Below are 19,984 nucleotides of genomic sequence, written 5' to 3'. Positions count from 1 at the left end.
CACGTGCCACCGCGCGCACAAGGGAACTAGTGCCCTTCGCCTCGCGTTGACCGGTACGGGAGGGTCCACTGGACGTGACACCACGAAACCAGTGGCAGCGCAGGTCACAAGGAAGATCAGCAAGCGAGGGTCCCCTGCCGCACGACTTGGAGGGCGTACCGTGCACCGCCGGCACAACGGGCTCAGGACAGCGGTCCTCCTCGGGGGACTGTCCGCACTCATCATCGTCATCGGCAGCTTCTTCGGCCGCACGGGCCTCGTCGTCGCCGTCGTGGTCGCGCTCGGCACCAACGCCTACGCGTACTGGAACAGCGACAAGCTGGCGCTGCGCGCGATGCGGGCCCGCCCGGTGAGCGAGTTCGAGACGCCGGGCCTGTACCGCATGGTCCGCGAGCTCTCCACGCAGGCCCGCCAGCCCATGCCCCGCCTGTACATCTCCCCCACGGAGGCCCCCAACGCCTTCGCCACCGGCCGCAACCCGCGCAACGCCGCCGTGTGCTGCACCGAGGGCATCCTGCGCCTGCTCGACGAGCGGGAGCTGCGCGGCGTCATCGGGCACGAGCTCAGCCACGTCTACAACCGGGACATCCTGATCTCCTCGGTCGCCGGAGCCCTCGCCTCCGTGATCATGTTCCTGGTCAACTTCGCCTGGCTGATCCCGATCGGCCGCTCGGACGACGACGACGGCCCCGGCCTGCTCGGCATGCTGCTGATCATGATTCTGGGCCCGCTCGCCGCGTCCGTCATCCAACTCGCCATCAGCCGCTCCCGGGAGTACGAGGCGGACGCCTCCGGTGCCCAGCTCACCGGCGACCCGCTCGCTCTCGCCGGCGCCCTGCGCAAACTGGAACACGGGACCAAGCAGCTGCCGCTGCCTCCCGAGCCCCGCATCGAGACGGCCAGCCACATGATGATCGCCAATCCGTTCCGTCCCGGCCGGGGGCTCTCCAAGATGTTCTCCACCCACCCGCCGATGGCGGAACGCATCGCCCGGCTCGAGAAGATGGCAGGTCATCACCAGTGAAGACCATCCTGAACGTCATATGGCTCGTCTTCAGCGGCTTCTGGCTGTTCCTCGGCTACCTGCTCGCGGGCGTGCTGCTCTGTATCACGATCATCGGCATCCCCTTCGGCGTCGCCGCGTTCCGGATCGGCGTCTACGCCCTGTGGCCCTTCGGGTACACCACGGTCGAACGCCGGGACTCGGGAGCCCCCTCCTTCCTCGTCAACGTGCTGTGGCTGCTCCTGGCCGGCTGGTGGCTGGCGCTGGGTCACGTCCTCACCGGGCTCGCCCTGTGCGTGACGATCATCGGAATCCCGCTGGGCATCGCCAACTTCAAGCTGATCCCGGTCTCGCTGTTCCCGCTGGGCCGCGAGATCGTGCGGACGGACCAGGCGTTCACGTCCACCTCGCGCTGGTAGGCGGGCCCGCCGGTCCGTCGCGGATCGGCGGTCGTCCACAGTCCGGGAGTCGTCCACAGTCGGGGAGTTGCCCACAGTCCTGGGGTTGTCCACAGGCCCGCACGCGGTCCGGCGGTCACCCCGCACGATGCACCCATGACCGAGCACGAGCGGGCCCCGCCCGGGCCGAGGACACGCCCCGGCGCCCATCCGCCGTTACCTGCCTCCGGATACCTGCCTCCGGATACCTGCCTCCGGATACCTGCCTCCGGCTACCTGTCTCCGGCCGCCCTGCGCACCCCGTAGGCGGCCACGCCCACCGCGAGCACCCCCGCGCCCACGGCGACCGTGACCCGCGGCAGCGAGAACGCCAGCACCAGGCATCCGGCGAGCCCCACGGCCGGCACCAACCGCACCACCGGCCTCGCGTCGAGCGTCCACGCCGAGGCGTTGGCCACCGCGTAGTACGCCAGCACACCGAAGGAGGAGAAGCCGATCGCGCTCCGCACGTCCACCGTGGCGGCCAGTACGGCGACCACCGCGCCCACCACGAGCTCCGCCCGGTGCGGCACCCGGAACCGCGGATGCACGGCGGCCAGGGCACCGGGGAGATGCCGGTCCCGGGCCATGGCCAGCGTGGTCCGGGAGACCCCCAGGATCAGGGCGAGCAGTGAACCCAGCGCGGCCACCGCCGCGCCGGCCCGCACCACCGGCGCCAGCTCGGGCACCCCGGCGGCCCGCACCGCGTCGGCGAGCGGCGCGGTGGCATCGCCCAGCCCGTCCGCCCCCAGCACCGACAGGACGGCCACGGCAACCGCCGCGTACACGACCAGCGTGATGCCGAGGGCCAGGGGAATGGCCCGGGGGATGGTGCGCGCCGGGTCCCGGACCTCCTCACCGAGGGTCGCGATACGGGCGTACCCCGCGAAGGCGAAGAACAGCAGACCGGCCGCCTGAAGCACCCCGCCGGCCCCTTCGGACACCCCGATGTCCAGCCGTCCGGCATCGGCCTGCCCCGACGTCACGCACGCGACCACCACGGAGGCGAGGACCGCCAGCACCACACCCACGATCGCCCGCGTCAGCCACGCGGACTTCTGCACACCGCCGTAGTTCACCGCGGTCAGCAGCACCACGGCGGCGACCGCGACGGCGTGCGCCTGACCCGGCCACACGTACGCGCCCACGGTGAGCGCCATCGCCGCGCAGGAGGCCGTCTTCCCGACCACGAACGCCCAGCCGGCGAGGTAGCCCCAGAACTCCCCGAGCCGCTCCCTGCCGTACACGTACGTGCCGCCCGACGCCGGGTAGCGGGCGGCGAGACGGGCCGACGAGGCAGCGTTGCAGTAGGCGACCACCGCGGCGACCGCCAGTCCGAGGAGGAGACCGGAGCCGGCGGCGTGCGCCGCGGGCGCCAGCGCGGCGAAGATCCCGGCGCCCAGCATCGAACCGAGCCCGATGACCACGGCGTCACCGACGCCGAGCGTGCGCCGCAGGCGGGGACCGGAGGTGTCTGTCATGGGGCCGCACCCTACTGATCACGTGCAACCGGCACATGGACGCGTGGCGTCTTCCCGGGTGCGAGCGACCGGAAAGGGGCAGGTGCACCGCATGACGTTCATCAGCTGGATCATCCTGGGGCTGCTGGCCGGAGCGATAGCGAAGTTCCTGCTCCCCGGCCGCGACCCGGGCGGCCTCGTCGGCACGACCCTCATCGGTGTCGCCGGTGCCTTCATCGGCGGCTGGATATCGGCCCGTTGGCTCGACCAGCCGATCACCAAGGACTTCTACGACGGCACCACCTGGGTCGCCGCCATCGGCGGCTCCCTGGTCCTCCTGATCGCCTACCGCATCCTGTTCGGCCACTCGCGCGACTGACGCACGCGGGACGCGGGCGGGGCGGGCACCGCCCGGTGCCCGCCCCGCCCGACTCCTGCGTCCTGCGTCCGCGGTCCTACCGGTAGTTCACGAACTGGAGCGCGAAGTCGAAGTCCTTGCCCTTGAGGAGGGCGATGACGGCCTGGAGGTCGTCGCGGCTCTTGGAACTGACCCGCAACTCGTCACCCTGCACCTGGGCCTTGACGCCCTTCGGACCCTCGTCGCGGATGATCTTCGCCACCTTCTTCGCGTTGTCCTGGGAGATGCCCTCCTCGATCGACGCGAAGATCTTGTACTCCTTGCCCGAGAGCTGCGGCTCGCCCGCGTCCAGGGCCTTCAGGGAGATGCCCCGCTTGATCAGCTTGGACTGGAAGACGTCGAGGACGGCCTTGACCCGGTCCTCGGAGTTCGCCTCCATGAGGATCTTCTCCCCGGACCACGAGATCGAGGCACCGACGCCCTTGAAGTCGTAGCGCTGCGAGATCTCCTTGGCGGTCTGGTTGAGGGCGTTGTCGACCTCCTGCCGCTCGACCTTCGAGACGATGTCGAAACTGGAGTCGGCCATGTCCTGTGGCTCCTTGAATCGGGGTGCGTATCGGGCTGCGCACCGGATGCGTACCGGCATACGGGGGACGGCCCGGAGCCCGGCATCGGCTCCGGACCGCATCCGCACCAGCCTAGTCACCCCCCGCCCTCACGGTGGCGATCAATCGGGTGGCGAAGCACCCCTCCGCATCGGGTATTGTTTACGTCGTTGCCACGGAGCACCGCCGCAAGGCGGGCCAGGGCAGCATCCCAGGCGGTGTGGCTCAGCCTTCCCAGGTTCGAATCCTGGCGCCGCCACTCTGGGGAACGAGGGGCCCGTCACCTACACAGCAGGTGACGGGCCCCTCGGCGTTCCGGTAGTCAGGGCCCGGACGGCGCGAAGCGCCCGCCTGCGGGCCCGCGACCTGGTACTACGGGTCGTCTTGCCCCTGGCGGGCGCCCTTCCGTTTTCAGGCGGTGTCCGGACGACTGCTCAGACGGTGCCGCCGCCGGTTTGTTCGGCGCTTTGGGGATTGCCGTCGACCGGTGTGCGGGCGGCGGGAACTTGTTCGGCCGGTTGTTGCGCCGGTTGCACCTGACGTGCCAGTGAAGCGAGCGCCTTGAAGTCGGGAAGTTTCTTCACGACGAAAATCGCCGCGATGGAAGAGGCGGGTAGCCCGCAGAGCAGCACGCCATATCCGGCTTCTTGTGCTTCGACCATGCTGTGAGCCACCCAGATGAATGCGGCGACCACTCCGCCGGCCACCAGATTCCCGAGCACGGTCGTGGCGTGCCCGAGGTACATGTTGATGCGTTGGGTGCGAGCCGTGTAATTGATCTCTTTCAGGACTCGCCGGAGAGTGGCCTTGTCGGCGTTCTCCAATTTCCCGACCAGTTCGATGAGTCGGTCGACGTCCACTTTCGAACCGGTTTCTTCCCCCGCGTGGTGCATTCTTACAGTGCCTCCTGCACATCTGATGCAAGACGACGCAGCATCTGCACCACGGGGTGATCCTCACTTGCCGTTTTCATGACCTGTTCCACGCTCATTTTCGGGGAGTGGCCGGCGGAGGCGAGATGGCGTTCGCGTCCCACCTCGTACTCCGAGATGATCTCCATGAGCAGCGCGTGGGCCAGCTCCGGATCCCCTTTGCTGCGCCGGATGAGGCTGCGGGCCTCAAGGGACTCGACCTGGTGCTCGGCCATGCGCCGGAGCGCCTCGTGCACGTCCTCCACCTCCACCGCGCGGCTGTGCAGCGCCCGCTGCTTCTGCTTGAGCGAGCGCTGCAGCGCGGTGAAGAAGGCCGCGATCCCCAGGGTGGCCAGGACGGAACTTGTGGAGAGGACGGCCACAGGCCAATTCGTCCCACTGGCCAGGGAGAGAAGCCCCAGTGTCGATGTCAGGACGGCCGAGAGAAAACTGGCGGTCACTGCGACGAGCCGCAGGCGGGAAAGGGAAAGGGAAGGTTCCGGCCGTTTCCGTAAGCCGGGGCGTCTTTCCGGCTCGACGGGGGAACTTTCTTCGGCGTCCAGTGCCGCGATGAGGGCCTCCACGCCCTCATTGAACGGACGAACGTCGAAATCGGTGTCCGCCGCCCGTGCGGGAAGTGCTTTTCCCGTGGGATCCAGGACAGCGCGTGCACCCATGGCAAGATTGTCCCAGCGCACGACAACCACCCCCGAAGAGTTGCCTCAACCCCGACTCTTGTACCCAACGTAGCAGATCGATAACCGGCCGTGACCGCGATGTGCCGATCCCGCACTTCGTGCACCGGGGGGCGGTTGATCCATCCGATCGATCGGATGGGACTGACTATTTCCGAGGTGGTGCGGAGGTCATCCGAGGGACGATCAAAGATCTCCGTGCCGAGAGGCAAAGACGGCACCGCGAAAATGTGTTCTCCGTACAATTCCGTAGCGCTGAGGCGGCGGTCCGTTCCACGGGCGCGGGCGCCGGGGCACACTGACTGCATGTCGTCGCGCCGTCGTGCCTGCCCCGAGTGCCGCCGTGAGATCGCCGTCGTCGCCGGGCGGTACGCGCGGCACGATCCGCCCGGCGCGCGGGGGAGCGGGGAACTGACGTCCTGCCCCGGATCGCGAAGGCCGGCTCCGCTCGGGGCGGAACAGCCGTCGCTGGACGGGCACGTGGTGCCGGAGTTCCCGGGGCAGATGTCCCTCTTCTAGCGTCCGCCGCCGCTCAGTTGCCCGCCACCGACTTGACGGCCACCGACACCGGGGCGTTGCCGCTGATGAGTTCCAGCGTCAGCCCGGCCGTCGCGGGGGTGTCCACCAGCTCCGCCAGGACGGCGGCCACGTCGTCGCGCGGCACCGGGCCGCGGCCCGTGTGGGCCTCCAGGCGGACCAGACCGGTGCCGGCGTCGTCGATGAGCTGGCCGGGGCGCAGAACCGTCCAGTCCAGGGCGTCCAGGCCGCGCACATGGGCGTCCGCCTCGCCCTTGGCGCGCAGGTACACGTCGAAGACCTCGTCCCCCTCGTGTTCCGGGTCCGCGCCCATGGACGACACGATGACGAAGCGCCGGACGCCCGCGCGGACGGCCGCGTCCGCGAAGAGGACCGCCGCGGCCTTGTCCACCGTCTCCTTGCGGCCGACCTCGCTGCCCGGGCCGGCGCCCGCCGCGAACACCGCCGCGTCCGCGCCCTCGAGCCGCTGGGCGACCTCCTCCACCGACGCCGACTCCAGATCCAGGACGATCGGCTCGGCGCCCAACTGCTGCAGGTCCTCCGCCTGTTCGGGTTTGCGGATGATGCCCGCCACCTCGTCCCCGCGCGCGGCGAGCAGCCGCTCCAGCCGCAGCGCGATCTGACCATGACCACCAGCGATGACAATGCGCATGTCTCCGACCGTACGCCCGGCCGGCCCCATCCGCCGCGCGACTCCGGCGGCGCGCCGCGACACGCCGTGACACGCAGGGGACGGCCACGCGGTCGCCCCGCGCCCGCACGGCCCCGCGCCCGCACGGCCCCGCGCCTGCCCCGGACCCGCCCCCCCACACGGCCCCCGTGCCCTACGCGGGTCCGCGCCCCTGCCGGGGCAGTCCCGGCGCCGCTCCGTCCGCCGAGTCGCAGTACTCCCGCACCGCGCTCGTCCGCGCCACCACCCGCCCCCCGTGGACCACGATCCGGCTGTACGCCAGCGACAGCACACCCGGCAGCGCCTCGCCGCGGACCGCCAGCAGTTCCGCCGGGAAACCGGCCTCCACCCGCACCTCCGGCAGCCCCAGGGCCGCCCGGGCGGACGTGCTCACCATGGCGTACGCGTCCCGCGCGGACAGCCCCTGGCACGACGCCAGCAGATAGGCCGCCTCCAGCGGGTCGCCGCGGCCCACCGGGTTCGACACGTCCCGCAGGGCGCCGCTCCCCGCGACCACCCGCACCCCCGCCGCGCGCAACAGCCGTACCGGGGCCGCCGAGTGGGCGTCCACGGCGCCGCAGCCGCCCTGGGGCAGGCACACGACCGTCACCCCGGCCGCCGCGAGCCGGTCCGCGGTACGGGCGGCCAGGTCGGCCGGCAGCGCCGCGAGGCCGCCGCACGGGCCGAAGGCGACCCCCGGCCGCAACCCGCCCGCCATCGCCGCGAACCGGGCCAGCCGGGCGGGATCGGTGGCGTCGGTGTGCAGGTCGACGGGACAGCCGTGCTCCGAGGCGACCTCCAGGGCCGCCTCCACATAGCCGATGGGATCGGGGTCGAGGTCCGGGCAGCCGCCCACCACGGCCGCCCCCATCTTCAGCGCGTCGCGCAGCACCGCGCGCCCCTCCGCCCCGGCCGCCCCGGTCAGCACCCGCGGCATCGCCACGGTCGTCAACTCGGCCAGCCCGCGCAGCGATCGCCCCGCCTCCAGTACGGCGGTCAGCACACCCAGCCCGGCCAGGTCGCCCACCCGCACGTGGGCCCGCAGCGCCGTCGCGCCGTGCCCGAGCTGCAGCAGCGCCGCCTCCGTCGCACGGCGCCGGACGTCCCTGGGTTGGTGGGAGACGGGTCCGTCGGTGTCGGCGGACAGGGCGGTGTCCGCGTGGGCGTGGGGTTCGACGGGCGCCGGCAGCAGCAGGTAGCCGGTGAGGTCGACCCGGGTGCCGCACGCGCGGGTGCCGTCCGCCGTCAGGCTGCCCGCCGTGCCGACCGCCTCGATGCGCCCGCCCCCCAGCCGTACGTCCACGGTGCGGCCGTCGGTGAGCCGCGCTCCGCACAGCAGCAGGGGAGCCGGGGCGGCCGGAGGTGAACCCGAGGGCGTCGGCCACGAGTCGGACGGTGGCTGCGGCCGGCTGTCGGGCATCACACTCCTGGGGCTCCGGCTGCGGCACGGGGACGCGCAGCACACGGGGGCAAGATCACACAGAGTGAGACGAGCCTAGGACGGTCCCCCACCGCTCGCCGGGAGGAGCGCAATAGTCGTACCGGCGTGGTCCGCGTGGTCCCCCATGAGGGGACAGGGGGGCCCGAAACGGATTTGGGCGAACGGCTGCGGACCGTGTAATGTCTTCCTCGCTCGCCCCAATAGCTCAGTCGGCAGAGCGTCTCCATGGTAAGGAGAAGGTCAACGGTTCGATTCCGTTTTGGGGCTCTGGTGTGTGAGGTTCCCGCCGCGAGGCGGGGCCCGATCGCATCAAAGCGGTGTAGCTCAGTCGGTAGAGCAAGCGGCTCATAATCGCTGTGTCACCGGTTCAAGTCCGGTCACCGCTACAGACAGTAGCCGATTGCGGGGTCGGTCCTTCGATCGGCTACTCTTCTTGCGTAAATACAGTCAATCCGTTCGTCAAGGAGCACTCACGTGGCTGCCACCGACGTCCGCCCGAAGATCACGCTGGCCTGCGTGGAGTGCAAGGAGCGGAACTACATCACCAAGAAGAACCGGCGTAACAACCCGGACCGTCTTGAGATGAAGAAGCACTGCCCGCGTTGCAATGCGCACACCGCGCACCGCGAAACGCGATAAAACAGGCTCGTACACGAGGCCGTCTCCCCACCCGGGGGGCGGCCTCGTGTCGTTTCCCCGCCACCGGCCGGACGCAGGCGGACGGAGACGGCCCGGACCGGCCGGGACAGTCCAGAGACAGGCAGACACAGGAGGTGCCGCGCGCATGGCGCTCGACCAGTCCTTCGCCGGGCGGAGCTACCCGCCCACCGAGCCCTACGAGGTGGGCCGGGAGAAGATCCGTGAGTTCGCCGAGGCAGTGGGGGACGCCAATCCGGCGTACACGGACGCGGAGGCCGCCAAGGCGCTCGGCCACCCCGACGTGATCGCCCCGCCCACCTTCGTGTTCGCCATCACCTTCAAGGCCGCGGGCGAGGTCGTCGCCGACCCGCAGCTCGGCCTCGACTACAGCCGGGTGGTGCACGGCGACCAGAAGTTCGCCTACAACCGGCCGGTGCGCGCCGGCGACCGGCTCACCGTCACCTCGACCATCGAGACGATCAGGTCGATGGCCGGCAACGACATACTGGACATCCGCGGCGAGGTGCACGACCAGGACGGCGAACACGTCGTGACCGCCTGGACCAAGCTGGTGGCCCGCGCGGCCGAGGAGGCGTGAACCACACCATGACGGCGAAGATCTCCTACGCCGACGTCGAGGTCGGCACCGAGCTGCCCGCGCAGACGTTCCCCGTGACCCGCGCCACGCTCGTCCGGTACGCGGGCGCCTCCGGCGACTTCAACCCCATCCACTGGAACGAGAGGTTCGCCAAGGAGGTCGGCCTGCCCGACGTCATCGCGCACGGCATGTTCACCATGGCCGAGGCGATCCGCGTGGTGACCGACTGGGTGGGCGACCCGGGCGCGGTCGTCGAGTACGGCGTCCGCTTCACCCGCCCGGTGGTCGTCCCCGACGACGACCTGGGTGCCGTCATCGAGGTCAGCGGCAAGGTCGCCGCCAAGCTCGACGACCACACCGTGCGCGTGGACCTCACCGCCACCAGCGCGGGACAGAAGGTCCTCGGTATGTCGCGGGCCGTCGTCCGGCTCGGCTGAGCCGGACGGGCCGGGGGAGCGGGGCCGTCGGTGCCGTCTCGTAGTCTTGAGCCCGTGCAGGAACTCCACGACGCCTCCCTCGCCCCGCTCACCACCTTCCGGCTGGGCGGCCCCGCGACCCGGCTGGTCACCGCGACGACCGACGACGAGGTGATCGCCGTCGTCCGCGACGCCGACGACAGCGGCACCCCGCTGCTGATCATCGGCGGCGGCTCCAACCTGGTCATCGGCGACAAGGGCTTCGACGGCACCGCCCTCGTCGTCGCCACCCGGGGGTACACCCTGGACGGCACGCACCTGGAGCTGGCGGCCGGCGAGGTGTGGACCGACGCCGTCGCCCGCACCGTGGAGGCGGGCCTCGCCGGTCTCGAATGCCTGGCCGGTATCCCCGGCTCGGCGGGCGCCACCCCGATCCAGAACGTCGGGGCGTACGGGCAGGAGGTCTCCTCCACCGTCACCGAGGTCGTCGCCTACGACCGCCGGGCCCGCGAGACCGTCACCCTGAGCAACGCGGAGTGCGCCTTCTCGTACCGCCACAGCCGCTTCAAGTCGGACCCCCAGCGGTACGTCGTCCTGCGCGTGCGCTTCGCCCTGGAGGACGCCGGCGGCCTGTCCGGTCCCGTCAGGTACGCCGAGACGGCCCGCGTCCTCGGCGTGGCGCCGGGCGAGCGGGTCCCGCTGGCCACCGCCCGCGAGACGGTCCTGGGGCTCCGCGCCGGCAAGGGCATGGTGCTGGACCCCGACGACCACGACACCTGGTCGGCCGGTTCCTTCTTCACCAACCCCATCCTCGACGACGAGGCGTTCGCCGCCTTCCGCACGCGCGTCCGCGAGCGGCTCGGCGACGGCGTCGAGGCCCCCGCGTACCCGGCGGGCGAGGGACACACCAAGACCTCCGCGGCCTGGCTGATCGACAAGGCAGGCTTCTCCAAGGGCTACGGCCACGGTCCCGCCCGCATCTCCACCAAGCACACCCTCGCCCTCACCAACCGCGGCGAGGCGACCACCGAGGACCTGCTGGCGCTCGCCCGCGAGGTCGTCGCGGGGGTCCGGGACGCGTTCGGCATCACTCTGGTCAACGAGCCCGTGACGGTCGGCGTCAGCCTCTGAAGGCAGTCGGCAGTCGGCAATCGGCAGCCGGCAGTCGGCAGTCGGCAGTCGGCAGCCGGCAGCGGCGGAATTCTGTTGCCCGCCGGCCCGCGATCCTGGGCCGGTGAGGCCGACCCCATGCGTCTGAGACTGCGCCAGTTCCGCCCCCGCACCGGTCCGGTCGAGCACCGCGTCGTCCAGCCCCTGCACCCGCTGCGCCACACCTCGCTGCGCGCCCCGGAACCCATCGGCCTGCTGCTCGGCGACCACGACGGGCTGAACCGCCTCGCCCGCCTGTTCTCCTTCGCGGCCTGCTCACGGCACACGATCGTCCACCTGCCGCTGTGCGACAGCGCACCGCCCACCGAGGGCGTCGGCGAACCGGTGGACCTCCTCCTGGTCCACCACTCCTACGGACTGCGGCCCAGCCGGTGGCCTCGGCTGCGCCGCACGCTCGGCCGGGGCACGCCCCTGACGGTCCGCACCGACGAACGGCGCACGGACCGGGACGCGGCCGCATGGCGCCGGCGCGCGGCGCGAGCGGACTGCCGGGACGAGCTGCGGCACGTCACCCACGCCCGCACGCTCTTCCTCTTCGGCAGCCGGGACGTCTTCGCCGAGACGGCGATGTCCTTCGCCCGCGCGGCGGGCCGGGGACCACATCAGAAGGGCGTCTCCCGGGGGCACCCGGCCATGGTGGCGGCGGTCCCCGGACTCACCCAGCGGCCCGGCGGCGGCCACCCCCACGAGGTGCTGATCTGCTTCAAGGCGTATCCGCCCTACGCCCACTTCAGGCGACCGGGGCGTTGAGCCAGTCGTCCACGCCCGACAGCAGCTTCGCCTTCACGTCCTCCGGGGCCGCCGAGCCCCGCACCGACTGGCGGGCCACCTCCGCGAGCTCCGCGTCCGTGAAACCGTGGTGGACACGCGCGATCTCGTACTGAGCCGCCAGCCGGGAACCGAAGAGCAGCGGGTCGTCCGCGCCCAGCGCCAGCGGCACGCCCGCCTCGAACAGGGTCCGCAGCGGTACGTCCTCGGGCTTCTCGTAGACCCCCAGCGCCACGTTGGACGCCGGGCAGACCTCGCAGGTCACCTGGCGGTCCGCGAGCCGCCGCATCAGCCGCGGGTCGTCCGCCGCCCGCACACCGTGCCCGATCCGGTGCGCCTCCAGGTCGTCCAGGCAGTCCCGCACCGACGAGGGGCCCGCCAGCTCGCCCCCGTGCGGGGCGGACAGCAGCCCGCCCTCCCGGGCGATCGCGAACGCGCGGTCGAAGTCGCGGGCCATCCCGCGCCGCTCGTCGTTGGACAGCCCGAACCCGACCACGCCCCGGTCCGCGTACCGCACCGCCAGCCGGGCCAGCGTGCGCGCGTCCAGCGGATGCTTCATCCGGTTGGCGGCCACCAGCACCCGCATCCCGATCCCGGTGTGCCGCATCGCCGAGTCCACCGCGTCCAGGATGATCTCCAGCGCCGGGATCAGCCCGCCCAGCCGGGGCGCGTACGACGTCGGGTCGACCTGGATCTCCAGCCAGCCGGAGCCGTCGCGCACCTCCTCCTCCGCCGCCTCCCGCACCAGCCGCTGGATGTCCTCCGGCTCGCGCAGGCACGAGCGGGCGGCGTCGTACAGCCGCTGGAAGCGGAACCAGCCGCGCTCGTCGGTGGCGCGCAGTCTCGGCGCCTCCCCGCCGGTCAGCGCGTCGGTCAGCGCCTCGGGCAGGCGGACCCCGTACTTGTCGGCCAGCTCCAGCAGGGTGGCGGGCCGCATGGACCCGGTGAAGTGCAGGTGGAGATGGGCTTTCGGCAGCTCGGAGACATCACGTACACGCGGGGGGTTCGGGGGGTGCCCCCCTGAAGAGCTCAGCATTCCAGGATCCTGCCGCACGTCCCGTCCGTCCCGGTAGCGCTTTCCCCTTTCGTGGTCTTGCTCGCACAAACGAACAGGGGCGCCCGGGGGTGAATCCGGGCGCCCCTGGGGTGACGGGGGAGGTCAGTCCCGCGCCTCCGCGAGCAGCTTCTGGATCCGGCTCACGCCCTCGACGAGGTCCTCGTCGCCGAGCGCGTACGACAACCGCAGGTAGCCCGGGGTGCCGAACGCCTCACCGGGCACCACCGCGACCTCGGCCTCCTCCAGGATGAGCGCGGCCAGCTCGACCGAGTCCTGCGGGCGCCTGCCCCGGATCTCCTTGCCGATCAGGGCCTTCACCGAGGGGTAGGCGTAGAACGCGCCCTCGGGCTCCGGGCAGAGCACGCCGTCGATCTCGTTGAGCATCCGCACGATGGTCTTCCGCCGGCGGTCGAAGGCCTCGCGCATCGTCGCGACCGCGTCCAGGTCGCCGGAGACGGCGGCGAGGGCGGCGGCCTGGGCGACGTTGGAGACGTTCGACGTGGCGTGCGACTGGAGGTTGGTCGCCGCCTTCACCACGTCCTTCGGGCCGATGACCCAGCCGACCCGCCAGCCCGTCATCGCGTACGTCTTCGCGACACCGTTGACCACGATGCACTTGTCGCGCAGCTCGGGCAGCAGCGCGGGCAGGGAGACGGAGACGGCGTCGCCGTAGACCAGGTGCTCGTAGATCTCGTCCGTGAGGACCCACAGGCCGTGCTCCACGGCCCACTTGCCGATCGCCTCGGTCTCGGCCTCGCCGTAGACCGCGCCGGTCGGGTTCGACGGGGAGACGAACAGGACGACCTTCGTCTTCTCCGTGCGGGCCGCCTCCAGCTGCTCCACGCTCACGCGGTAGCCGGTGGTCTCGTCGGCGACGACCTCGACCGGGACACCGCCGGCCAGCCGGATCGACTCCGGGTACGTCGTCCAGTACGGCGCCGGGACGATGACCTCGTCGCCCGGGTCGAGGATCGCGGCGAAGGCCTCGTAGATGGCCTGCTTGCCGCCGTTGGTGACGAGGATCTGGGACGGGTCCACCTCGTAGCCGGAGTCGCGCAGCGTCTTGGCGGCGATCGCGGCCTTCAGCTCCGGCAGACCGCCGGCCGGCGTGTAGCGGTGGTACTTCGGGTTCTTGCAGGCCTCGATCGCGGCCTCGACGATGTAGTCCGGCGTCGGGAAGTCGGGCTCACCGGCGCCGAAGCCGATCACCGGTCGCCCGGCGGCCTTGAGGGCCTTGGCCTTGGCGTCCACGGCGAGGGTGGCGGACTCGGAGATCGCGCCGACTCGGGCGGAGACCCGGCGCTCGGTGGGAGGGGTTGCAGCGCTCATGGGCCCATCGTTCCAGACCGGAAACCCGGCGGGCACGGGGGTTTCACGGACTGAACATCACCGGGCAAACCGCTGAACACCAGTCCGGATCCGCGGCGCGGGGGCCACGTCGTGGGGGCGGTCGCGCGCCGTTCCCCGGCCGGGACGGTTTCCCACAGGCACTTTCTGTTCGACGCCCGGCCCAGGAACACGTACACTCTCACCTCGTTGGCCTTCAGCGGTCCGCGCCCGTCCGGTGCACACCGAGCATCCGGGGGGATGCGGTACGTTGGGGGACACACAAAGGGTCGTAGCTCAATTGGTAGAGCACTGGTCTCCAAAACCAGCGGTTGGGGGTTCAAGTCCCTCCGGCCCTGCTACACACACCATCGCCAGGATGTGTGCGCATGTACGTACAGCAATGCACCGCCGTGCGGGCTCGGACCGGGCGCGGCACGGCCACGACCCGGAATCAGGTGAGGACGAGTGACGGACGCCGTGGGCTCCATCGACATGCCTGATGCCGAGGACGAGGCTCCGGACTCCAAGAAGAAGACCCGCAAGGGCGGCAAGCGGGCCAAGAAGGGTCCGCTGAAGCGCCTCGCGCTCTTCTACCGCCAGATCGTCGCGGAGCTCCGCAAGGTCGTCTGGCCGACCCGAAACCAGCTGACGTCGTACACGACCGCCGTGATCATCTTCGTGGTCGTCATGATCGGCCTGATCACTCTGATCGACTATGGCCTCAGCAACGCCGCCAAGTACGTCTTCGGCTGATCCCCGAGCGAAGAGCGCCGAGGTACCCGGCGCTCCTTTCGCATGTTCCACCCCTATGTATCCAGGAAGAAGCAGCCACCGTGTCTGACCCGAACGTGAACGACGCCGTCGAGCCTTACGGCGAAGGGGCCGAGTCCGCCGAGGACGCGCCCGTCGCCGTCGAGGCGGCGGACGTCGAGGACACCGAGGCCTCCGCGGCCGAGGCTGCCGATGACACCACCGCGGACGAGACCGCCGAGGCGGACGAGACCACCGAGGCCGCGGAAGCGGCCGAGGAGGCCGACGAGCCCGAGGACGACCGCGACCCGGTCGAGAAGCTCCGCGAGGAACTGCGGACCCTGCCCGGTGAGTGGTACGTCATCCACACCTACGCGGGCTACGAGAACCGGGTGAAGACCAACCTGGAGCAGCGCGCCGTCTCGCTGAACGTCGAGGACTACATCTTCCAGGCCGAGGTGCCGCAGGAAGAGGTCGTCCAGATCAAGAACGGCGACCGCAAGACGATCAAGCAGAACAAGCTCCCGGGTTACGTCCTGGTCCGCATGGACCTGACGAACGAGTCCTGGGGCGTCGTCCGCAACACCCCCGGCGTCACCGGCTTCGTGGGCAACGCCTACGACCCGTACCCGCTGACACTGGACGAGATCGTCAAGATGCTCGCCCCGGAAGCCGAGGAGAAGGCCGCCCGCGAGGCCGCCGAGGCCGAGGGCAAGCCGGCGCCGCAGCGGAAGGTCGAGGTCCAGGTGCTGGACTTCGAGGTCGGCGACTCGGTCACCGTCACCGACGGCCCGTTCGCCACGCTCCAGGCGACCATCAACGAGATCAACCCCGACTCCAAGAAGGTCAAGGGCCTGGTGGAGATCTTCGGCCGGGAGACGCCGGTCGAGCTCTCCTTCGACCAGATCCAGAAGAACTAGCCCTTCTGGAACGGCTGGTACACAGCTTCCGCGCAGGTCAGGCGAACGCTCGCGCGTTTGTCTGACCTGCTCGGTTTTGGCCGCGCATCTATACCCGTTATCGTTGTGCGGTATGCCTGCGTCCGGGTTGTCCCCATGACGTGGGCAGGACCCGAATCGAAAGGACCCGGAGAGCCATGCCTCCCAAGAAGAAGAAGGTCACGGGGCTCATCAAGCTCCAGATCCAGGCCGGTGCCGCCAACCCGGCCCCGCCGGTCGGCCCCGCGCTGGGCCAGCACGGCGTCAACATCATGGAGTTCTGCAAGGCCTACAACGCCGCGACCGAGTCGCAGCGCGGCTGGGTCATCCCGGTGGAGATCACGGTCTACGAGGACCGTTCCTTCACCTTCATCACCAAGACCCCGCCGGCCGCCAAGATGATCCTCAAGGCCGCGGGTGTGGAGAAGGGCTCCGGCGAGCCGCACAAGACCAAGGTCGCGAAGATCACGCGTGACCAGGTCCGTGAGATCGCCACCACCAAGATGCCCGACCTCAACGCCAACGACCTGGACGCCGCCGAGAAGATCATCGCCGGCACCGCCCGTTCCATGGGCGTCACGGTCGAGGGCTGACCTCCACCCCCGTAAGCCAAGCAGTAGTGGAAGGGCCGGCTCGGCCCGGACCACGACTCCTCAGATTCCACAGGAGCTTTCAGTGAGCAAGCGCAGCAAGTCTCTCCGCGCTGCGGACGCCAAGATCGACCGGGAGAAGCTGTACGCCCCGCTCGAGGCCGTCCGTCTCGCCAAGGAGACGTCCACGACCAAGTTCGACGGCACCGTCGAGGTCGCCTTCCGCCTGGGTGTCGACCCGCGCAAGGCCGACCAGATGGTCCGTGGCACCGTGAACCTCCCGCACGGCACCGGCAAGACCGCCCGGGTCCTGGTCTTCGCGACCGGTGACCGTGCCGAGGCCGCGCGTGCCGCGGGCGCCGACATCGTCGGCGCCGACGAGCTGATCGACGAGGTGTCGAAGGGCCGTCTGGACTTCGACGCCGTCGTCGCCACCCCGGACCTCATGGGCAAGGTCGGCCGCCTCGGCCGCGTGCTCGGTCCCCGTGGTCTGATGCCGAACCCGAAGACCGGCACCGTGACCCCGGACGTCACCAAGGCCGTCAACGACATCAAGGGCGGCAAGATCGAGTTCCGCGTCGACAAGCACTCGAACCTGCACTTCATCATCGGCAAGACGTCGTTCGACGACACCAAGCTGGTGGAGAACTACGGTGCGGCCCTGGAGGAGATCCTCCGTCTGAAGCCGTCCGCCGCCAAGGGTCGCTACATCAAGAAGGCCGCCATCACCACCACGATGGGCCCCGGCATTCCGCTCGACCCGAACCGCACCCGCAACCTCCTCGTCGAGGAGGACCCGGCCGCCGTCTGAGCCGGGTGACCGCTCTGCCGGTCCGCGCACTGTGAAAGCCCGCCCCCGAGCCTCCCAGAGGCCCGGGGGCGGGCTTTTTCGTACGACAGTGTCACTCGGGTGGGTTACCGTTCCCTTGACTTCACAGACGTAGCACAGAGAAACAACCAGGGGTGGGATTCATGGCCATGGCCGCTTGGAAGCGCGCGGGTGTCTGTCTGACGGCCGCGGCCGTCGTCGCGGGTGTCGCGGGATGCAGCGGGGACGGGGACGAGGGCGGCAAGAAGAAGGCCGCCGGCTCGGCACAGTCCGAGGCGCAGACGCAGAACGAGATGACGAAGGTCCTCCAGGCGGCCTTCAAGAAGACCTCGGAGGCCAAGTCCTCCAAGGTGCGGATGACCATGACGATGCCGGCCGGCCTGGACGGCGGCGGCACCATGGAGATGTCCGGCGTGCAGGGCTGGGACCCGGCCGTCATGGACGTCACCATGAAGGGCTCCGCCCTCACGGCGGGCGACCCGGAAGCGCCCGAGCAGATGCGCATGATCATGCTGGACGGTGCCATGTACATGGACATGGGCGCGGAGCAGGCCGCCGAGATGGACGGCAAGCGCTGGATGAAGATGGACTTCGGCGCCATGGCCGAGGCCTCCGGCGACCCGGAGATCCAGAAGCAGATGACCGGCGGCATGGAGAACATGAACCAGGACCCGGCGCAGCAGCTCGCCCTGCTGCTCGAGTCCAAGAGCCTGAAGCACGTGGGTCCTGAGAAGGTCGACGGCGTCCAGACGCAGCACTACAAGGGCACCCTGACCATCGAGGAGATGCTCGACGCCAACAAGGGCCTCGACGGCGCCTTCACCGACGAGGAGCGCGAGCAGCTCGTCGCCAACATGAAGAAGACGGGCCTGAAGGGCTACGACACCGAGGTCTGGGTCAACGAGGACGACTACCCGGCCAAGATGGTCGTCGGCATGCAGATGGACCAGGGCACGATGAACATGACGGCGCACTACTCCGACTACGGCGCCGCCGCCGCGGTCGAGGCCCCGCCGGCCAAGGACACCTTCGACTTCATGGAGATGATGAAGGAGCTGGAGGAGCTGGGCGCGGGCGCGTAAGGCCCGCCCGGCACCACGGGCCCCGGTCCCCCGGGGCCACCCGGTCGGCCGATTTGCTCCATGCCGATCCGTTCGCGTACTCTTCCACAGAAGCCAAAGACCGCTGGTCGTTGCCGTGCGCTCGTCAGAGGGCGCGGTGGCCGAAGGATCCGCTGAACTGCGGACGACCCGCGCAGGTGTCAGTGGAAGAGTTCCCGGAGTTCGCTGCCGCGAGCATGCGAAAGACCGGTCGAGCTGAGCCCCGTGCGCCTGCGCCCGGGGCGTTTCGTTTTCCCCAGTCCTCCTTCGGGTCCGCGCGGTCCGAATCACCCGGAAGGAGGCCGAGGCTCTATGGCGAGGCCCGACAAGGCTGCCGCGGTTGCCGAGCTGACGGACAAGTTCCGCAGCTCCAACGCCGCCGTGCTGACCGAGTACCGCGGTCTCACCGTGGCGCAGCTCAAGACGCTGCGTCGTTCGCTCGGTGAGAACGCCCAGTACGCCGTGGTGAAGAACACGCTGACCAAGATTGCGGCCAACGAGGCCGGGATCACGCTCGACGACCAGCTCTTCGCTGGCCCGACGGCGGTCGCCTTCGTCACCGGTGACCCGGTGGAGTCGGCGAAGGGTCTTCGTGACTTCGCCAAGGACAACCCGAATCTCGTCATCAAGGGCGGTGTCCTTGACGGCAAGGCGATGTCCGCCGACGAGATCAAGAAGCTCGCGGACCTCGAGTCCCGCGAGGTTCTGCTCGCCAAGCTGGCGGGTGCCTTCAAGGGCAAGCAGACGCAGACTGCTCAGCTCTTCCAGGCGCTCCCCTCGAAGCTCGTCCGCACCGTGGACGCGCTCCGTGCCAAGCAGGACGAGCAGGGCGGTGCCGAGTAATTCGGCTCGCTTCCTGACCCCGGCCGCCTAGCGGCGGGGGTCGCAGCGGGCCCGACGTACGCCCGCCTCACCCCGTACATCCGGCACCTGCCGAATTAGTGGAAGGACCGCCATCATGGCGAAGCTCAGCCAGGAAGACCTGCTCGCCCAGTTCGAGGAGATGACCCTCATCGAGCTCTCCGAGTTCGTGAAGGCCTTCGAGGAGAAGTTCGACGTCACCGCCGCCGCGGCCGTCGCCGTCGCCGGCCCCGCCGGCCCGGGTGCCCCGGTCGAGCAGGCCGAGGAGAAGGACGAGTTCGACGTCATCCTCACCGGTGCCGGCGACAAGAAGATCCAGGTCATCAAGGTCGTGCGTGAGCTGACCTCCCTGGGTCTGAAGGAGGCCAAGGACCTCGTGGACGGCGCCCCGAAGCCCGTTCTCGAGAAGGTCGCCAAGGACGCCGCCGAGAAGGCCGCCGAGTCCCTCAAGGGCGCCGGCGCCTCCGTCGAGGTCAAGTAAGACCTCGCGGGTCCCACGGGATCCGCAGCGCGTCCCACGGGACGTGTAACGCTCAAGCACCGAAGAGCGATCATCCATCCGGGTGGTCGCTCTTCGGCGTACGAGGGGCCCGGTGGCGGCTGCCTTGCCCCCGGGACGGCGGGGGGTAGGGTGATCTTCGTTGTGCCTCCCGGGGCCGCGAGGAATCGCCCCGTGGCAAGCGGCTCGGGCAAGGGGGGCCTTGACGAACCGCACGCAGCGCGCAATTCTCAGGACGCGTCGTCACAAGGATCCGAATCCGAGGCATGGATCGACGGCAAAGAGGGCAGTATCACGGTGCGTTGAGGGCAGCGCCTTGTCGC

At 70.1% G+C, this 19,984-nt stretch carries 24 protein-coding genes and 3 tRNA genes; 19 read left to right on the top strand and 8 right to left on the bottom strand.

What is annotated here, in order from left to right; all coding sequences use genetic code 11:
* Nucleotides 1–160: 160 nt before the first annotated feature.
* Nucleotides 161–1,024: a zinc metalloprotease HtpX gene (gene htpX / locus IE118_RS15540; protein ID WP_189558462.1), complete on the top strand. Its 864-nt coding sequence runs from the start codon at nucleotides 161–163 to the stop codon at nucleotides 1,022–1,024.
* Nucleotides 1,021–1,422 (top strand): YccF domain-containing protein, encoded by a 402-nt coding sequence (locus tag IE118_RS15535; RefSeq protein WP_189558461.1) that lies wholly within the window; start codon nucleotides 1,021–1,023, stop codon nucleotides 1,420–1,422. The genes htpX and IE118_RS15535 overlap by 4 nt, the downstream gene beginning before the upstream one ends.
* A gap of 251 nt (nucleotides 1,423–1,673) precedes the next feature.
* Here the strand turns inward: IE118_RS15535 and IE118_RS15530 are convergent, their stop codons facing one another.
* On the bottom strand, nucleotides 1,674–2,921 hold the full coding sequence (locus IE118_RS15530; protein WP_189558460.1) for an APC family permease: 1,248 nt from the start codon (nucleotides 2,919–2,921) through the stop codon (nucleotides 1,674–1,676).
* A 91-nt stretch (nucleotides 2,922–3,012) separates the two neighbouring features.
* Here IE118_RS15530 and IE118_RS15525 point away from each other — a divergent pair, with 91 nt between their 5' ends.
* Nucleotides 3,013–3,279, top strand: coding sequence for a GlsB/YeaQ/YmgE family stress response membrane protein (locus IE118_RS15525; RefSeq protein WP_189558459.1), 267 nt, complete (start codon nucleotides 3,013–3,015; stop codon nucleotides 3,277–3,279).
* A 76-nt stretch (nucleotides 3,280–3,355) separates the two neighbouring features.
* Here the strand turns inward: IE118_RS15525 and IE118_RS15520 are convergent, their stop codons facing one another.
* The 3 genes from IE118_RS15520 to IE118_RS15510 form a co-directional block, all read right to left on the bottom strand.
* On the bottom strand, nucleotides 3,356–3,844 hold the full coding sequence (locus IE118_RS15520; protein ID WP_024883143.1) for a YajQ family cyclic di-GMP-binding protein: 489 nt from the start codon (nucleotides 3,842–3,844) through the stop codon (nucleotides 3,356–3,358).
* A 453-nt stretch (nucleotides 3,845–4,297) separates the two neighbouring features.
* Nucleotides 4,298–4,723 (bottom strand): hypothetical protein, encoded by a 426-nt coding sequence (locus IE118_RS15515; RefSeq protein WP_189558458.1) that lies wholly within the window; start codon nucleotides 4,721–4,723, stop codon nucleotides 4,298–4,300.
* A gap of 35 nt (nucleotides 4,724–4,758) precedes the next feature.
* On the bottom strand, nucleotides 4,759–5,481 hold the full coding sequence (locus IE118_RS15510; RefSeq protein WP_189558457.1) for a hypothetical protein: 723 nt from the start codon (nucleotides 5,479–5,481) through the stop codon (nucleotides 4,759–4,761).
* A 294-nt stretch (nucleotides 5,482–5,775) separates the two neighbouring features.
* Between IE118_RS15510 and IE118_RS15505 the strand changes: the two genes are divergently transcribed.
* Entirely contained in the window at nucleotides 5,776–5,988 is a 213-nt protein-coding gene (locus IE118_RS15505) for a hypothetical protein (protein WP_189558456.1), read from the top strand.
* Between the two features lie 13 nt (nucleotides 5,989–6,001).
* Here the strand turns inward: IE118_RS15505 and IE118_RS15500 are convergent, their stop codons facing one another.
* A complete protein-coding gene (locus tag IE118_RS15500) occupies nucleotides 6,002–6,658 on the bottom strand; it encodes an NAD(P)H-binding protein (protein ID WP_189558455.1) in 657 nt (218 codons plus the stop codon).
* A gap of 172 nt (nucleotides 6,659–6,830) precedes the next feature.
* The gene (locus IE118_RS15495; RefSeq protein ID WP_189558454.1) at nucleotides 6,831–8,096 is read right to left on the bottom strand and encodes an amidohydrolase family protein; all 1,266 of its coding nucleotides are present in this window, start codon (nucleotides 8,094–8,096) and stop codon (nucleotides 6,831–6,833) included.
* Nucleotides 8,097–8,311: 215 nt separating this feature from the next.
* Between IE118_RS15495 and IE118_RS15490 the strand changes: the two genes are divergently transcribed.
* The 7 genes from IE118_RS15490 (at nucleotide 8,312) to IE118_RS15460 (ending at nucleotide 11,690) form a co-directional block, all read left to right on the top strand.
* Nucleotides 8,312–8,384 (top strand) — tRNA-Thr (locus IE118_RS15490).
* A gap of 46 nt (nucleotides 8,385–8,430) precedes the next feature.
* A tRNA-Met gene (locus tag IE118_RS15485) sits at nucleotides 8,431–8,503 on the top strand.
* Nucleotides 8,504–8,591: 88 nt separating this feature from the next.
* Complete coding sequence (rpmG, locus tag IE118_RS15480) at nucleotides 8,592–8,756, top strand: 50S ribosomal protein L33 (protein ID WP_003948671.1); 165 nt, start codon at nucleotides 8,592–8,594, stop codon at nucleotides 8,754–8,756.
* Nucleotides 8,757–8,901: 145 nt separating this feature from the next.
* Complete coding sequence (locus tag IE118_RS15475; protein WP_189558453.1) at nucleotides 8,902–9,354, top strand: MaoC family dehydratase N-terminal domain-containing protein; 453 nt, start codon at nucleotides 8,902–8,904, stop codon at nucleotides 9,352–9,354.
* A gap of 8 nt (nucleotides 9,355–9,362) precedes the next feature.
* Complete coding sequence (locus IE118_RS15470) at nucleotides 9,363–9,791, top strand: MaoC family dehydratase (protein WP_189558653.1); 429 nt, start codon at nucleotides 9,363–9,365, stop codon at nucleotides 9,789–9,791.
* A 54-nt stretch (nucleotides 9,792–9,845) separates the two neighbouring features.
* Complete coding sequence (locus IE118_RS15465) at nucleotides 9,846–10,901, top strand: UDP-N-acetylmuramate dehydrogenase (protein WP_189558452.1); 1,056 nt, start codon at nucleotides 9,846–9,848, stop codon at nucleotides 10,899–10,901.
* Between the two features lie 117 nt (nucleotides 10,902–11,018).
* Nucleotides 11,019–11,690, top strand: a complete 672-nt coding sequence (locus IE118_RS15460) for a hypothetical protein (RefSeq protein ID WP_189558451.1) — start codon at nucleotides 11,019–11,021, stop codon at nucleotides 11,688–11,690.
* Here the strand turns inward: IE118_RS15460 and IE118_RS15455 are convergent.
* Nucleotides 11,671–12,645: an adenosine deaminase gene (locus tag IE118_RS15455; protein WP_229846820.1), complete on the bottom strand. Its 975-nt coding sequence runs from the start codon at nucleotides 12,643–12,645 to the stop codon at nucleotides 11,671–11,673. The genes IE118_RS15460 and IE118_RS15455 overlap by 20 nt on opposite strands.
* 222 nt (nucleotides 12,646–12,867) lie before the next feature.
* Nucleotides 12,868–14,094: a pyridoxal phosphate-dependent aminotransferase gene (locus IE118_RS15450; protein WP_189558449.1), complete on the bottom strand. Its 1,227-nt coding sequence runs from the start codon at nucleotides 14,092–14,094 to the stop codon at nucleotides 12,868–12,870.
* A gap of 283 nt (nucleotides 14,095–14,377) precedes the next feature.
* On the opposite strand from IE118_RS15450, the gene IE118_RS15445 reads away from it, so the two are divergent.
* From IE118_RS15445 to rplL, 8 genes are all read left to right on the top strand, one after another.
* Nucleotides 14,378–14,450 (top strand) — tRNA-Trp (locus IE118_RS15445).
* A 109-nt stretch (nucleotides 14,451–14,559) separates the two neighbouring features.
* Nucleotides 14,560–14,847: a preprotein translocase subunit SecE gene (gene secE, locus IE118_RS15440; protein WP_189558448.1), complete on the top strand. Its 288-nt coding sequence runs from the start codon at nucleotides 14,560–14,562 to the stop codon at nucleotides 14,845–14,847.
* An 80-nt stretch (nucleotides 14,848–14,927) separates the two neighbouring features.
* A complete protein-coding gene (gene nusG, locus IE118_RS15435) occupies nucleotides 14,928–15,764 on the top strand; it encodes a transcription termination/antitermination protein NusG (protein ID WP_189558447.1) in 837 nt (278 codons plus the stop codon).
* Nucleotides 15,765–15,940: 176 nt separating this feature from the next.
* Nucleotides 15,941–16,375 (top strand): 50S ribosomal protein L11, encoded by a 435-nt coding sequence (gene rplK, locus IE118_RS15430; protein WP_006130605.1) that lies wholly within the window; start codon nucleotides 15,941–15,943, stop codon nucleotides 16,373–16,375.
* A gap of 82 nt (nucleotides 16,376–16,457) precedes the next feature.
* The gene (gene rplA / locus IE118_RS15425; protein WP_189558446.1) at nucleotides 16,458–17,183 is read left to right on the top strand and encodes a 50S ribosomal protein L1; all 726 of its coding nucleotides are present in this window, start codon (nucleotides 16,458–16,460) and stop codon (nucleotides 17,181–17,183) included.
* A gap of 161 nt (nucleotides 17,184–17,344) precedes the next feature.
* The gene (locus tag IE118_RS15420) at nucleotides 17,345–18,283 is read left to right on the top strand and encodes an SCO4651 family lipoprotein (protein ID WP_189558445.1); all 939 of its coding nucleotides are present in this window, start codon (nucleotides 17,345–17,347) and stop codon (nucleotides 18,281–18,283) included.
* Between the two features lie 330 nt (nucleotides 18,284–18,613).
* On the top strand, nucleotides 18,614–19,144 hold the full coding sequence (gene rplJ, locus IE118_RS15415; protein WP_030823469.1) for a 50S ribosomal protein L10: 531 nt from the start codon (nucleotides 18,614–18,616) through the stop codon (nucleotides 19,142–19,144).
* Nucleotides 19,145–19,259: 115 nt separating this feature from the next.
* Nucleotides 19,260–19,643: a 50S ribosomal protein L7/L12 gene (rplL, locus tag IE118_RS15410; protein ID WP_189558444.1), complete on the top strand. Its 384-nt coding sequence runs from the start codon at nucleotides 19,260–19,262 to the stop codon at nucleotides 19,641–19,643.
* Nucleotides 19,644–19,984: the final 341 nt, after the last annotated feature.

This window comes from Streptomyces pilosus, from assembly GCF_014649835.1.
Classification (GTDB): Bacteria; Actinomycetota; Actinomycetes; order Streptomycetales; family Streptomycetaceae; genus Streptomyces; species Streptomyces pilosus.
Note: the sequence above shows the minus strand (reverse complement) of the source record. Positions and strands in the feature narration are given on the sequence as shown.

Excerpts from the sequence above, each read along its gene's own strand:
- IE118_RS15470 (WP_189558653.1), top strand. The coding sequence starts at position 9,363 with ATGACGGCGAAGATCTCCTACGCCGACGTCGAGGTCGGCACCGAGCTG.
- IE118_RS15525 (WP_189558459.1), top strand. The coding sequence starts at position 3,013 with ATGACGTTCATCAGCTGGATCATCCTGGGGCTGCTGGCCGGAGCGATA.
- IE118_RS15475 (WP_189558453.1), top strand. The coding sequence starts at position 8,902 with ATGGCGCTCGACCAGTCCTTCGCCGGGCGGAGCTACCCGCCCACCGAG.
- rplJ (WP_030823469.1), top strand. The coding sequence starts at position 18,614 with ATGGCGAGGCCCGACAAGGCTGCCGCGGTTGCCGAGCTGACGGACAAG.
- rplL (WP_189558444.1), top strand. The coding sequence starts at position 19,260 with ATGGCGAAGCTCAGCCAGGAAGACCTGCTCGCCCAGTTCGAGGAGATG.
- rplK (WP_006130605.1), top strand. The coding sequence starts at position 15,941 with ATGCCTCCCAAGAAGAAGAAGGTCACGGGGCTCATCAAGCTCCAGATC.
- IE118_RS15460 (WP_189558451.1), top strand. The coding sequence starts at position 11,019 with ATGCGTCTGAGACTGCGCCAGTTCCGCCCCCGCACCGGTCCGGTCGAG.
- IE118_RS15420 (WP_189558445.1), top strand. The coding sequence starts at position 17,345 with ATGGCCATGGCCGCTTGGAAGCGCGCGGGTGTCTGTCTGACGGCCGCG.
- IE118_RS15520 (WP_024883143.1), bottom strand. The coding sequence starts at position 3,844 with ATGGCCGACTCCAGTTTCGACATCGTCTCGAAGGTCGAGCGGCAGGAG.
- IE118_RS15500 (WP_189558455.1), bottom strand. The coding sequence starts at position 6,658 with ATGCGCATTGTCATCGCTGGTGGTCATGGTCAGATCGCGCTGCGGCTG.
- IE118_RS15495 (WP_189558454.1), bottom strand. The coding sequence starts at position 8,096 with ATGCCCGACAGCCGGCCGCAGCCACCGTCCGACTCGTGGCCGACGCCC.
- IE118_RS15450 (WP_189558449.1), bottom strand. The coding sequence starts at position 14,094 with ATGAGCGCTGCAACCCCTCCCACCGAGCGCCGGGTCTCCGCCCGAGTC.
- IE118_RS15530 (WP_189558460.1), bottom strand. The coding sequence starts at position 2,921 with ATGACAGACACCTCCGGTCCCCGCCTGCGGCGCACGCTCGGCGTCGGT.
- IE118_RS15455 (WP_229846820.1), bottom strand. The coding sequence starts at position 12,645 with ATGCGGCCCGCCACCCTGCTGGAGCTGGCCGACAAGTACGGGGTCCGC.
- IE118_RS15505 (WP_189558456.1), top strand. The coding sequence starts at position 5,776 with ATGTCGTCGCGCCGTCGTGCCTGCCCCGAGTGCCGCCGTGAGATCGCC.